Raw genomic sequence first — 13841 nt, forward strand, 5'->3', positions numbered from 1 at the left:
CGCATCACTCTCCGATGAAGACTTCGCGGAACGTGTCGATGCTGACGCGCAGCGACAGTTGCGGTTGATCGAGGTAGCTGACGAGCTTGCTGATGCCATGGTCGTTCTGTGCGTGATCGTTGACCCACTCGGGGTCGTCGATATCGATGTTGTGGGCCGCGTACGCCTGCGGATCGACCACACTGTGCAGCGTTTTCGCCGATGCGCCGTTGAAGCCGATGATGAGGCGCTCGCGTTCCGCGATCGTGCCGATGAAGATCGCCAGTTCGAAATCGGCCTGCGATACGAACGGCGCGATCAGTTCGAGCCAGAACGCGGCGACGAGACTGCGATAGAACGGATCGACCGGCAGCGGTAGCGTGAGGCCGCGCTCAAGGTGCGACGAGCCGCTTTGCATCACCGGTCGCAGCAGCGAGCCGAGCGCGAGCATCGCGCCGCGCAGCCGCACCGGATGGCCGCTGTTGAGCAACATCTGTTCGAGGCCCGACAACGTCTGGTGTTCGACGAAATCGTTGAACGTGCCGTCGTGCGGATTGCCGGCGCCGCCGATATCGATCGGCACCTGCGTGTCGCCGAGCGCCTGCAGCGCGCCGGCCGGTTCCGTCGCGGCGAGCAGCGGCCGCATCTGCGACGCGACGCGCGACCAGAGCCGCGCGAACGCGAGCGGGCTGCGCGCGAGAAACGCGAGCGGCTTGTCGACTTCGAGCGCGGTCGCGGCGAGGAACGGGAAGCGTCGCGACGACAGATCGTGACTCGCCACCATGTGACCCGCGATCGCCAGCTTGCTGCGCGAACCGAGGAACGCGAAGTGCATCGGCTTCGCGCTCTCGTAGACGATCTTCCAGCGCGGATCGTCGGTGAGCATTTCCATCGCCTGCGCGATCCAGCGATCGAGCGTCTGCAGCAGCTGCGGGTTGTGCGCGCTCTTCACGAAGTCGCCGCGCGACGGGATCTTGCCGAAGTAGGCGATCTGCGCCTGAACGGTCTGCGTCATTGCGCGCTCCCTGGTTTTGCAGCGGTATTGACCGGCGCCGGCGCGAGGCCCGGTGCACTGACCGGCGTCGCATTGGCCGCGTTCGCCGCGGCGCTCACATCAGCAACCGACGACGGCAGACGCAGACCGCGCAGGCTCTGCTGCTGCGGTGCATCGCCGCTGCCACTGGCGCTGGTGCTGCCCGATGCCTGCGACGTGCTGATGATGCGCATGCTGACCTCGACGGTGACGGCACCCTGCGTCCACACGAGATCGAACGTGCCGTCCGGCCTACGTTTACGTTGCGCCGAGTTGATCAGCTTCTCGAGACCGTAGCGGCCCGGCTCGTTGACGAGCTGGATCGTGCGGCCGTCGAAGGTCGTCGCCGACAGCGTCGCGCCCGGCGAACCCGACGGATTCGGCCACACGAAGTTGGTCCACTGCGGCGGCGTGTTGCGATAACGCAGCTGCTGGCCGTCGATGGCGATCGTGTATTCGGTCGTGCCCGTGCTCGGTTGCGGCAGGATCTGGAACACGGTCTGCGGTTCGCTCGATCCACCCGCGCCGCCGCCTGCTGCTGCACCGCCCGCGAGCGGTGCGACCCAGCGCGCGAAGCCGTTCGTGAAGTCAGGCGTCAGTGCAAGACCCATGTCGCCCCACGTGCGCGCGGTCAGCGTATCGCCGCGACGTACCGCGAGCGGTCCGAGCGTCGTGCCGACGAACTTCGCGATCGAGCCGTCCGGACCGAACACCTGCGCGATTTCGCTTGCGCCGGCTTCGATCTTCGCGTCGCCCGAGAACGGGTACTTGTTCGCGAGCGAGCTCTGGAACGTCTGATAGACCTGCGCGTTCCACACCTTGTTGACTTCGACGCTGGCCGGCTGGATCACGACCGCATACGCCTGCATCAGCGGCCGCACGAGCAGCGGACGCAGTGCCTTGCGTTGCGAATCGGTGAGACCCGTCAGCATCTGTTCGTCGACGAACTTCAGCGAGTCGGACAGTTCGGAGCCACTGCCGTCGAGTGTCTGCTGCATCAGCTGACGCGCGCCGGGTCCAGGGTCGCCCTGATTCTTCAACACGTTGAAGCGCGTGCGCACCTTCGACAGCGTGTCCATGTAACCGCGCAGCATCGACGCGTTGTCATGCACCGCGACGATCCGCCCGAGGCCCGCGAACTCCTGGCCGATCGGACCGACCGGCAGTTCGACCGGATTGCCGTTGATGTCGATGTTCGAGGTTAGCTGACCAGTAGGCGCGCGCGAGAACCACTGCTTGAACCAGTTCGTCACACCTGGCTGCAGACGCTTGAGCGTCGCGTTCGCGAGCGACGGGTTGTCCCACGAGGTCTGGTCGTAAGCGGTTTCGAGCACCTTGCGGATCGGCGAATCCTGTGGATCGCCGAGACGGTTCATCGCATCGACCGCCTGATTGAAGCTGCCGAAGCTCTGCACCGCGATGCCCTGCATGAACTTCTGCCAGTGCTGCGCGTACTCGGTCTTGTACATTGCGACGAGCGTCTTCTGGATCTGCTCGGGGCTGCCTTCGAGCGTCAGATCGTCGGTCGCCGAAGTGTTGAGCACCCAGTCCTTCGCCTGCAGTTCTTTCGTCGCGGCGTCGCGGATCGCCGGCTGCACGTAGCTGAACCACGCGTCGCGCGTGAACGTGCCGGGGATCGCATAGCTGCCCGCGATCAGCGACGTATTGCCTTCGCCGACGATGCGCGCAATCGTCATCGGCGCAAAGCGGGTCGATGCACGTGCCTTGATTTCTTCGTACACGCGTTGCCGCGCCGGCATGCCGCGCACGACGTGACGCAGGTTTTCGCGAGTTTGATCGACGAGCGCGAGATTCGACTCGATCATCGGCCAGTCGTCGTCGGACACGCGCGACAGATAGAACGTAATCATCCGTTCCGCGCTCTTGATCATCTCGTCGCGCGGCATGTTGCCGCGATTCGTTTCGAGCCAGCCGCGCCAGAAGCGCGCGATCTGGTCGGTCAGGTGAGCAGTTTCGACGTGACGCTTGTCCGACAGCATCAGGTAGGTTTTCAGCGCGTTGTACGCGTCCTCGACGTTGGTCGGCGACGCATCGCTATAGAGCCCGCCCTGACTGTTCGCGGACATCGCCGTATGCGCGGACACCTGCACCGCGCCGGAATCGGGCGTGTGCGTCATCGGCGCGAGCTGGTCGGGGTGCGCGTTGACGTCCTTCAGGAACGACGACAGGTTCTGCGACACCGGCGTCAACAGGATCTGTTTTACGCCGCTGTAGTACTGCGTCAACAGATGCTGTTCGAGGCGATCGCCCTGGTACAGTCCGAGCGACACCGACAGCGGCTTGTCGCGGCGGAACTGTTCGAGCTGTTCGATGCGGTCCTCGAGAATGTCCATCGCCTGCAGACGCGACTGCAGATCGTTGCGGTTCTGTTGCAGGCGCACGACGTTGTCGAGGTCGGCCTGCACGTTCGCGGTGAGTTGCTGGTTGCCGATCGTCGACCATGTCCAGCCGCCGAGTGCGAGCGCGAGTGCCGCGACGAAGCCGAAGAAGGTCGCGTAGCGCATACGCGTCTTCGCGGGGCTCGCGAACTGCCTGACCGTTTGCCGGTCGGCGAAGATCACCTTCGAGAACAGGTCGCGCAGGAAGAAGCCGTTCTTCGAGAACGTGCTGTTGCCTTTCGGCAGGCTATCGGTCGACAGGCCGAAGCGCGTCGCGATGCGCTGCGCAGCGGCACTGTTGGTTTCGCCTTCCTGCAACGCGCTCGTGAAATAGAAGCCGCGGAAAATCGGCTTGTACTGGAACGGGTTGGTCTCGAACAGCGTCGCGAGGAACGACCGCAACGCGGGCTTGATCGTCGAGAATTCGAGCGGGAAGCTCAGTTGTCCCGGCGACAGCTTGTTGCCGCGATTGATCGACATCTGCGCGATGCTGATTTCCTTCAACCCTTCGTACAGCTCTTCGAAGCGTTCGTCGAACAAGCCGACGACGTCGCGCCGCTCGTCGGGTTCGTAGGGCAGGGTAGCGCCCCACACGCGGTCGTATTCCTGACGATCGCTGCCGCTGAAGAATTCGGTGAAGCCGGTGATCAGGTCGGCCTTCGTGAACATCACGTAGACCGGCGCGAACACTTCGAGTTTTTCTGTCAGTTCCTGCACGCGCTGGCGCAGGTTCTTCGCGAGATTGATCGCGAACTCGGGGCGATTGCCCGTCAGCTCCGCGATGCTCGCGGTGACGATGATGCCGTTGATCGGCGCTTTAGGACGATGCCGCTTGAGCAGCCCGAGAAAGCCGAGCCATTCGCTGCGATCTTCCTCGTGCACCGAATAGCGGCCGGCGGTATCGAGCAGGATGCCTTCGGTCGTGAAGAACCAGTCGCAGTTACGCGTACCGCCGATGCCGTGGATGACCGCGCTGTTCTTGTCCGCGAAAGGAAATTGCAGGCCCGAGTTCAGCACCGCGCTGCTCTTGCCGGCGGCCGGGTTGCCGATCACGATGTACCACGGCATTTCGTACAGCGCGGAACCGCCGGACATCTGGCCGATCTTCGACGTCTTGATCGTTTTGACCGCATCGACGAGGCGCGTGCGCAACGCATCGAGTTCGACCTGCTTGCCTTGTTCCGCGACGGGCGCGACCTTCGCGGCCTCCGCCTGCTGCTCGAGCATGTCGCCGAGCTTACGATTTGCGCGCCGGGTACGCAGCCGCTTGACGACCCACACCAGCAGCCACAGCACGATGATCGCCGCGAGGATCGCGGCGGGCCACATCGGCGGAATGTCCAGGGCGTCGGCAGCGATGAACAGCACGGCCGCGAGTGCGAGCAGCCCGATGATCGAAAGCGTGCGGGGGTGGGTCAACACGTTGAGAAAGCGTCGCATATGCCGTTCAGGTCCTGGTGCTGGAAGTGCTGTTGCTGTTCTTGATGGCGCCGGGTGCCGCGTGCATCCGCGGTCGCGTTGTCGTTCGGACGGCGCTCGTTGCCGTCACGATGCTCGCGTGGACACGCGCGCGAGCGTAGCGGGTTTGCGTGGCGAATACGTGTCCGCGCAGGACGTCATCACGCATCGTCACGCGCGAAATACGCAGCGCGCGTAGCGTATAGACGAAAGTGCGGGAGAAATATGCAATGCCCCAAAGCATGCCCGGCGCACACGGCCGCCTGGAAGAATGATGCGCAGGCAGAAGCCTGCTGGTTGCGTGGACGTCGGAATGGGCGGCCATCGTCACATGGATCTGCGAAGGGTGGGTGTCGCGAGCGGGCTTTGCACGTCGCTGGGGAAAATGAATGAACGCCCCATGTTCACCTCATTATTGTCCGCTTCGGATGATTAGCCATTTAACCTTTACGTCCCATTACGAAGCCGGGTTTGTGATATTCGACGTGTCCGAGGTCCATCAATTTCCAGCGGCCGCCCCAAACGAGGCCGACCTGCTCGGCACACTGCCCGTATAACTGATAGCCTCGCATGGCCCAGGGATCTTTTTCGGTAATGACAAGCTTGCCGTCGCGCAAAAACGCGTTGTCCGCTGCAAGCCCATATTGATGGTAGCTCTGAAACGCGGCGGCATTGGTGACTCCCCCCATTTGCGCCAGCCGGTTTTGCCGCTCCGGACTGCGATAACCTTCCAGCAAAGCCATCTCATAACCGTATTGCTCGCGCATCATTTTGTAGACGAGCAATAAACGCGTCCTGAAGTCGGCGTCGAGCAGGTTCCAGTCGCGACTCGCATCCTTCAGCGCAGGCCGGACCTGTTCGACCTCCTGGGTCGCAAAAACCTCAGGCGGCAACGGCGGCGGCGGGACGAGCTGCTCGCCGTTCAACAGTGCGGCGATTTTTTCGTCGGGCACCCTGATGGTGTCGTCATATTGAAATAACAACTGTTTACCGCGTAATGCAATTGCGACTAATGGCGGCGTCGCAAGAATACCTGTGGTCGTAAAAATCAGCAAGCGCCGACGCACCAGTAAATTTTGCATATCGCCAAGTGTCGATTGCGAAATTCTTGCCGACTTTGCTAATTGACTACGCGCCTGTGCAGCGCCTTTTGCCGCGCGTCGGGTGAGCAGATTATGCAGGTTGAGTACGCCACCGAAAACCGATGCCCGCACCGCCGGTAATAGCAGAATGGCTGCCACTGCGACAGCAATGGCAAAATAAGCGACGAGTGCTACGGCAATCAAAGGGCCCCCGGGGAAATTCGAAACAATTGTATTTTGTAAAGCTTGCTCTTAGAATCAGGCCACCCCGAAGTTGGGGGTTGCGCTATTATCGCGGCGAAATAAGCCTGAATTCAATGAGCAGGTTTCAAAGAGACAGTGAATGAGTGCGCCGGACAACTCAAATTCCAAAGCCCCGCCTAGCCTGCTTTCCGATACGGAGAAAGGCGCGCAAGCCAATGGCTCGCGCATCCTCGCCAATCTGGAGGGCCGCGTTGCGCCGCCGACGGACAAACCGCGCCGTTCGCGCGCACCGATCGCAATTGTCGCGTTACTGGTGATTGCCGCGGGCGGCTGGGGTGCATGGCAGCTTCAGCATCGTGCGGGTCACAGCGAGGTCGTCGCGAGTAGTGCGTCGACTGCAACGCCTGCGCCGACCGCTGCGAGCAAGGCTGTCGCGACACCTGCCAGCGGCACCGCGCAGGTCGCGGCGAAAGCGCCCGATAGCGCTGCTTCCGCATCGCAGGCCGCAACGATCATCGCCGACGACAGCACTGACAAGGACACCAAAGCTTCCACCGATGCCGCTGCATCCGGTGCGGGCGACGACAGTCGTTTGTCGCGTGCGCTCGCGAGCGGCGCACAGGATGCGAGCGACACGGCGCCTGCTGCGTCCGCTGCGGCAACGACTGCGACTACGGCGGTGGTCAAGCACGATAAGTCGACGACGGTTGCGAGCAATGCGACGAAGCACGACGCGTCGCATACAAAGCACGAAGCGGCGAACGCACATCATGCGGGCGCATCGACGACGGTCGCACAGGCGAAGAAGTCGACGCACGATGCGAAGGCAGGTGCGACGCGCGACGATTCGGATGCGGATCTGCTCGCGGCACTCGTTGCGCGCACCAAGCCCGCGGACGCGAAACCCGCGCCCACGAAAAACAACGGCGCGACGGGCAAGTCGGCTCCGCATGCATCGCGGGCCGGTACGCCTGCGCCGGCCACTGCGTCGCTCGCACAACGCGTGAAAGAGTGCAGCGAGCAGGGCTTCTTCGAGGAGCAGTTCTGCCGCTGGCGCGTGTGCGACGGACACTGGGGCAAGGACGCTGCGTGTCCGAGCGCGTCGCAAACACGCCAGCCCTGATCGTTCTTTTACTCCTTTAGCGCTCGCTTGGGGCGCGTTACCTGTTTGCTTTTTCTTTGCGCCGTTCGCGCGCATTCCGCCTTCTTCTCTCCGCTACTTTTCCGCTCGCATCGAAGCGTAATTCGATCGCACTGCGATGCTCTCCGATGTATATCGCATGACGATTTGCTTGCGCGACGATTACGTCTATGATGGACGTTCCTGTCGCGCGCACGCGATTCGCTTCGAGCGGTGTGCGCGCGAACAGTAACGACAACACAGGAGGCGTGAGTGAGGAAATTGATCGTGGCGTTGACGTGCGTGGCGGGACTGACCGCGACGATAGCGGGATGCGGCGGCACGCTGCAAACGGCATCGGCCCCGAAGGTCATCATCGACAGCGACTACAACACGATGAGCGACGACGGCCAGCTCGGCGTGATGGCTGCTCAGCTGCAGGCGCAAGGGAAGATTCAGGTGCTCGGCATCTCTGTCGTGTCCGGCAACCAGTGGCTGAAGCAGGGCGTCGCGGATGCGCTGAAGTCAGTCGAGCGTCTGGGTGTCGGCGATCGCATCGGCGTGTACTCGGGCGCGAATTACGCGCTGTCGCACGACTTCGCGACGATCCAGAGCGAGCTCGCGCAATTCCCCGGCGGCGACGGTTACCTCGGTGCATGGAATTCGCCGGAGCCGAAGTCCGATGCCGATCTCGTCGCACCACCCGATGGCTTCGCGACGCAGACGAAACTGCAGAGCAAGAGCGCGGTCGACTTCATCGTCGACAGCGTGAAGCAATACCCAGGTGAAGTGACGATTCTCGCGATCGGGCCGTTGACCAACATCGCACTCGCCACACGTCAGCATCCGGAAATCGTGCCGATGATCAAGCAGATCATCTACATGGGCGGCGCGATCGACGTGCCCGGCAACACGACGCCAACGGCCGAATTCAACTGGTGGTTCGATCCGGAGGCGGCGCGCACGGTGCTGCGTCTGCCGATCAAACAGGTCGTCGTGCCGCTCGACGTGACCAATACCGTGAAGATGGACAAGGCCACGTACGATCGCGTCACGCACGATCCGGCGAAGCAGACCATCGTCACGCAGATCTTCAAGCAGCTGAACGGTTATGGATTCGACGGCAAGAACGGTTTCGAAACGAATCCGAACTACACGACGGACATCTGGGACACGCTGACCATCGCGTACCTGATGGACCCGACGTTCGCGACGCAGACGGTCGACAGATGGGTCGACGTCGACACGAGCGTCGGTGCGAATGATGGTAAGGCCACCGGTTATGCGAGCAATCCGCCGGCGGGGCTGCAGAAAATGACGATCGTGAAGCGTTTCGACAACGTGCGCTTCTTCGATTACTACGTCGATCTGCTGACGCGGCCCGTGCCGGTGAAGCTGCCGAACTGAGCTTGAACCACGCGCGCGCCGAGCAAGCAGCGCGGCGCGCGTGAGCCACATTCAATTCAAAACAATCAAGCCGCGTGCAACCCGCCGCGCATCAGTTGCCGCACGCGCGACATATCCCGCTCGACGTGCCCAGCCTGATCGAACAACTCGACCAGCCAGTCGACGAACGCACGCACACGCGGCGACACGCGCCGGCTCTTCACATACGCAACCGACACCGTCATCGGCGCGGGCGTCCATTGCGGCAGCACCTCAATCAACCGACCCGAATCGAGGTAAGGCTGCGCGGCGATCCGCGATGGCTGGATCAGTCCGAGCCCTTGCAGGCCGCCGGTCAGATACGCCTGCTCGTCGCTGACTTTCACGAAGCCATCTACCTTCACGCGGATCACGCTGTCGCCGACCTCGAAATCAAAGTCGGCTGCACGGCCGTTGTCCTGCGACAACCAGTTCACCGCGACATGCGTCGCGAGGTCATCGAGTTCGACCGGCACGCCACGACGTTCGAGATACGCCGGGCTCGCGCACGTCACGTGATCGAGCGAACCGAGCCGCCGCGCGATGAGCCCCGAGTCGGGCAGCTCGCCTAACTGGATGCTGCAATCGACCGCTTCAGCGACGAGGTCCACGTTGCGGGTGCCGATGCCGATCGCGAGATCGACCTGCGGGTAGCGCAGATGAAAATCGTCGAGTGCGGGCAGCACCAGCGCGTTCGCGACGGCGCCGGGCATCTCGATGCGCAGACGTCCGCTGATCGCGTCGGTCGTGCCGCGCAGACCGGCTTCGAGTTCGTCGATGTCGGCGAGAATCTGCGCGCAGCGCTCGTAATACGCGGCGCCTTCGGTCGTGAGGCTGAGACTGCGTGTGGTGCGCGTGAGCAGCGCGGTACCGAGCAACGCCTCGAGATTCTGGACGACGGTGGTGGCCGTCGCGCGCGGAATGTCGAGCGATTGCGCGGCGCGGGTAAAACTATGAGTGTCGACGATGCGGACAAACGTGCGCATCGCCTGAATGCGGTCGATCACGGGACATCTCCTGTGCGAACGAAACAGACAAAACCAGACAAATAATCAGGTAAGCGAAATACTGAGCGGCATGCACGCGATGTCGATGCATCGGGCACGCGGCGCGAAACGGTCGCGCCATCCAGTGAAAAGAAACACGGCTTGCGGCCGACGGACCGTCCCATCAGGGAGGCGCGCCGGCGCAGCAGTCAACGTAAAGGCGTGGAGCGGGACGCAAGCCGCGCGAATGCACGGCCTGCAAAAAAAACGAGTGTTGCGGTGTCCGGCTACCTGGTCTTACTGCCTGAGCGAATCGAGGTCGATCACGAAGCGATACTTCACATCGCTTTTCAACATCCGTTCGTAGGCGTCGTTAATCTGCTGCATCGGAATCACTTCGATATCCGACGTAATGCCATGCTCGCCGCAGAAATCCAGCATCTCCTGCGTTTCCGCGATGCCGCCGATCAGCGAACCGGCCAGCCGGCGGCGCTTGAAAATCAGACCGAACACCTGCGGCGACGGGTGATCGTGCTCGGGCGCGCCGACGAGCGTCATCGTGCCGTCGCGCTTGAGCAGGTTGAGGAACGGGTTCAGGTCGTGCTGCGCGGCGACGGTGTTGAGGAGAAAGTCGAAGCTGTTTGCGTGCGCTGCCATTTCTTCCGCGTTCTTCGAGATCACCACCTCGTGTGCGCCGAGCCGCTTCGCGTCTTCGATCTTCGACGGCGACGTCGTGAACAGCACGACGTGCGCGCCGAGCGCGCGGGCGAACTTCACGCCCATGTGCCCGAGGCCGCCGAGCCCGACGATGCCGACCTTCTGGCCCGGACCGACCTTCCACTGACGCAGCGGCGAGTAGGTCGTGATGCCTGCGCACAGCAGCGGTGCGACGCCGGCCGGATCGAGATTCTTCGGCACGCCGAGCACGAACGCTTCGTCGACCACCAGGTTCGTCGAGTAGCCGCCGAGCGTGATGTCGCCGTTCACGCGATCGACGCCGTTATACGTGCCGACCCAACCGTTCTCGCAATACTGCTCGAGGCCTTCTTCGCAGCTCGGGCACGTGCGGCACGAGTCGACGAGGCAGCCGACGCCGACGAGATCGCCGACGTGATGACGCGTGACGCCTGCACCGACCGCCGTCACGCGGCCGACGATTTCATGCCCCGGCACCACCGGGTACACCGAGTTTCTCCATTCGTCGCGGGCCTGGTGAAGGTCCGAGTGGCAGACGCCGCAGAACAGGACTTCCATCTGCACGTCGTTTTCGCGCAGCGCGCGGCGTTCGAAAGTGAACGGCACCAGCTTCGATTTAGGGTCGTGTGCTGCGTAGGCCTGGGTCGTGGTCATGGTTGCTCCGGCAGATGGGTTAAAAGAAAAGGGCGTAGACGAGCCGCACCGGACGCATCAGCGTCGGCGTTCGAGGGAACGTTGGAGTGTCGGTGGCGGCGAGGAAAAGTGCTTCTCAACAGGGTTCCCATTGTAGGGAGCGGGTCCTACCAGGGAAATACCTGAATGTCTTGAAGATTTGCCTATTTCTACGATGGGGCGGCAATGCAACGCATTTAATGCTAGATTTCAAGCCTGTTTCTATGTGCATGAAGATTTAGCGATGACCTCGACCCCGAGTTTGAATCCTTCGACCACGCCTGCGCCAGCAGCGGCCGCGCAACAGCAGATGGTCAAACTGTTCGACGCGCTCGCCCCTGCCGAAGGCTTTACGCATGCGAGCCTCGACGGTGTGCGACTGATCCGTTCGAACCAGCCCAGGCCGCGCATGCCTGTGATGTACGAGCCGAGCATCGTGATCGTGTGTCAGGGGCGCAAACGCGGCTATCTCGGTGGCAAGACGTTCCACTACGACGCGCAGCAGTACCTCGTGATGTCGGTGCCGCTGCCGTTCGAATGCGAAACCGAGGCGAGCGCCGAAGAGCCGTTTCTCGGCATCTCGATCCGTGTCGATCTGGGCGTGATCGCCGAACTGCTGCTGATGCTCAACGACACGCGCGGCGCGACACACGACGAACCGCGCGGCATCTACTCGACGCCGCTCGACCCAACGCTCGGCGATGCGGTACAGCGTCTGCTCGAAGCGCTCGTGTCGCCGCTCGATGCGCGCATCCTCGGTCCGGCGATTGTGCGCGAGATCTGTTACCGCGTGTTGACGGGCGAGCAGGGCGACGCGATTCGCGCGGCGCTCACGCATCAGCATCATTTTGGCCGCATCGCGAAGGCGCTGCGGCGCATTCACGCGGATTACGAGGGCGATCTTGACGTCGACCTGCTCGCGCGCGAAGCGGGCATGAGCGTCGCGGTGTTTCATGCGCAGTTCAAGACCGTGACGGCGACGTCGCCGATGCAGTACGTGAAGACCACGCGTCTGCATCACGCGCGGCTTTTGATGGTGCAGGACGGCTTGAGTGCGGGTGCGGCCGCGGCGCGCGTCGGTTACGAAAGCGCGTCGCAGTTCAGCAGGGAGTTCAAGCGTCTGTTCGGTCGGAGCCCGGTCGATGAAGTACGGCGCGTGCGCCCCGTGATCGAAGCGCCGCCGCCGCGCAGCACGACGCCCCAGCGGCAGTACGTGACGGCGGCGTGAGGTGTCGTTGGCAGCGGGAGGCTTGCATCGCAGCGCTTGAGAAGGCCTGCTTGAGAAGGCCTATAACCCGCTGAACCAGTTATACCCCTGGTCTTCCCAGTAACCGCCGGGATTCGTGTTCGTCACGAAGATCGCGGCGATGTGCTTCGGGTTCTTGAAGCCGAGCTTGGTCGGTACGCGCAGTTTCAGCGGATAGCCGTATTTCGGCGGCAACGGTTCGCTGCCGAAGTCGAGCGTGAGCTGCGTCTGCGGATGCAATGCAGTCGCCATGTCGAGGCTCGAGTAATAGCGGTCCGCACATTTGAAGCCGACGTAGCGCGCGGTCGTGTCCGCGCCGATCCGTTCGAGGAACGTGCGGAACGGTACACCGCGCCATTCGCCGATCGCACTCCATCCTTCGATGCATACGTGCCGCGTGATCTGCGACACCTGCGGCAGCGTGCGCAATCGTGCGAGCGACCACGGCTGCTTGTCGGCGACGAGCCCCGACACCTCCAGCGCGAACGATGCACCGTCGATCTCGGGTACGTCGAATTCCTGATAGAACGCGTTAAACGGAAACGGCTTCGTGATCTGGCTGGCCGAATAGGTTGGCGCGAGCCGCGTGCCGCTGAACAACCACGCCTGCACGCGATCATTCCAGCGCGACATCGCCCACAGCACCTTGTCGACTGAATCGCCGTCCTGCATGTTGCAGCCCGACAGCATCGCGAGCGCGCCGGCCGATAGCGTCGAGCGCAGAAACAGCCTTCGTTGCAGACGTTCGAGCTGCGGACGGTGCTCGGCAAGCGAGATGCGTGTGTTACGGATCGAATCGGCGGTAGCGGGCTGAATGAGCTTGCTGGACTGCTCGTCAGGTTCGCGAGGCTCGACCGTGGTGAGAGGAGAATTGCGTTCGCTCATGCCCGGTGTTCCTGTTGCGTATCGGTGTGCTTGATATGACGCGTCGCGCGGCCGGTAAACATCGGCAGCAGCGTACGCGGCACGAGCAGCACGAGCGCGAGATGCACGACGACAAAGCCGACGATGCCCGCCATCGCGCAGAAATGCACGCGCCGTGCAAAGTCGAATCCGCCGAACAGCGACGTGAGCCACGAGAACTGCACCGGCTTCCAGATCGACAGGCCGGATGCAACCAGCAGTACGCCAAGCAGCAGCACGAACAGATACAGCGCGCGCTGCACGGCGTTATAGCGGCCCGCTTCGTGCGGCAGTTTGAAACGCAGCGCGAGCAGCGCATCGCGTGCAACGGCGCGCGGCGTCACCGGCAACAATTGATGCTGCAGATGCCGGCTCGCGAGCCCGTAGGTCAGGTACATGAGTCCGTTCGCGCACAGCAACCACATCGCGGCGAAATGCCACGCGATCGATCCGCCTAGCCAGCCGCCGACGGTTGCCCAAACAGGAAATCGAAACGGAAAAATCGGCGAAGCGTTGTAGATCGCCCAGCCGCTCGCGATCATGCAAACCGTCGCGAATGCGTTGATCCAGTGCGTGATGCGAACGACGAGCGGATGAGCGACGAAACGCTCGATGGGGGCTGCCATGATGGAACGGAA

Annotated in this window: 10 protein-coding genes; 3 read left to right on the forward strand and 7 right to left on the reverse strand. The window is 62.7% G+C overall.

What is annotated here, in order from left to right; all coding sequences use genetic code 11:
- Positions 1–4: 4 nt before the first annotated feature.
- From tagF to E1748_RS01025, 3 genes are all read right to left on the reverse strand, one after another.
- Complete coding sequence (gene tagF, locus E1748_RS01015) at positions 5–994, reverse strand: type VI secretion system-associated protein TagF (RefSeq protein WP_133645296.1); 990 nt, start codon at positions 992–994, stop codon at positions 5–7.
- The gene (gene tssM, locus E1748_RS01020; RefSeq protein ID WP_133645297.1) at positions 991–4851 is read right to left on the reverse strand and encodes a type VI secretion system membrane subunit TssM; all 3861 of its coding nucleotides are present in this window, start codon (positions 4849–4851) and stop codon (positions 991–993) included. The genes tagF and tssM overlap by 4 nt, the downstream gene beginning before the upstream one ends.
- A gap of 458 nt (positions 4852–5309) precedes the next feature.
- Entirely contained in the window at positions 5310–6155 is an 846-nt protein-coding gene (locus tag E1748_RS01025; protein WP_133645298.1) for a M15 family metallopeptidase, read from the reverse strand.
- Between the two features lie 139 nt (positions 6156–6294).
- Between E1748_RS01025 and E1748_RS01030 the strand changes: the two genes are divergently transcribed.
- Both E1748_RS01030 and E1748_RS01035 read left to right on the forward strand, forming a co-directional pair.
- Entirely contained in the window at positions 6295–7278 is a 984-nt protein-coding gene (locus tag E1748_RS01030) for a hypothetical protein (RefSeq protein WP_133645299.1), read from the forward strand.
- A gap of 270 nt (positions 7279–7548) precedes the next feature.
- Complete coding sequence (locus E1748_RS01035; protein WP_133645300.1) at positions 7549–8682, forward strand: nucleoside hydrolase; 1134 nt, start codon at positions 7549–7551, stop codon at positions 8680–8682.
- A gap of 65 nt (positions 8683–8747) precedes the next feature.
- Here E1748_RS01035 and E1748_RS01040 read toward each other — a convergent pair whose 3' ends face one another.
- Positions 8748–9707: a LysR family transcriptional regulator gene (locus tag E1748_RS01040; protein WP_133645301.1), complete on the reverse strand. Its 960-nt coding sequence runs from the start codon at positions 9705–9707 to the stop codon at positions 8748–8750.
- A gap of 276 nt (positions 9708–9983) precedes the next feature.
- Positions 9984–11036, reverse strand: coding sequence for an NAD(P)-dependent alcohol dehydrogenase (locus tag E1748_RS01045; RefSeq protein WP_133645302.1), 1053 nt, complete (start codon positions 11034–11036; stop codon positions 9984–9986).
- 328 nt (positions 11037–11364) lie between these two features.
- Between E1748_RS01045 and E1748_RS01050 the strand changes: the two genes are divergently transcribed.
- Complete coding sequence (locus E1748_RS01050) at positions 11365–12282, forward strand: AraC family transcriptional regulator (protein WP_205965223.1); 918 nt, start codon at positions 11365–11367, stop codon at positions 12280–12282.
- Positions 12283–12342: 60 nt separating this feature from the next.
- Here the strand turns inward: E1748_RS01050 and E1748_RS01055 are convergent, their stop codons facing one another.
- Both E1748_RS01055 and E1748_RS01060 read right to left on the reverse strand, forming a co-directional pair.
- The gene (locus E1748_RS01055) at positions 12343–13185 is read right to left on the reverse strand and encodes a molybdopterin-dependent oxidoreductase (RefSeq protein WP_133645304.1); all 843 of its coding nucleotides are present in this window, start codon (positions 13183–13185) and stop codon (positions 12343–12345) included.
- Positions 13182–13829, reverse strand: coding sequence for a cytochrome b/b6 domain-containing protein (locus E1748_RS01060; RefSeq protein ID WP_133645305.1), 648 nt, complete (start codon positions 13827–13829; stop codon positions 13182–13184). Before E1748_RS01060 ends, E1748_RS01055 begins: the two co-directional genes overlap by 4 nt.
- Between the last annotated feature and the right edge of the window lie 12 nt (positions 13830–13841).

This window comes from Paraburkholderia flava, assembly GCF_004359985.1.
Classification (GTDB): domain Bacteria; phylum Pseudomonadota; class Gammaproteobacteria; order Burkholderiales; family Burkholderiaceae; genus Paraburkholderia; species Paraburkholderia flava.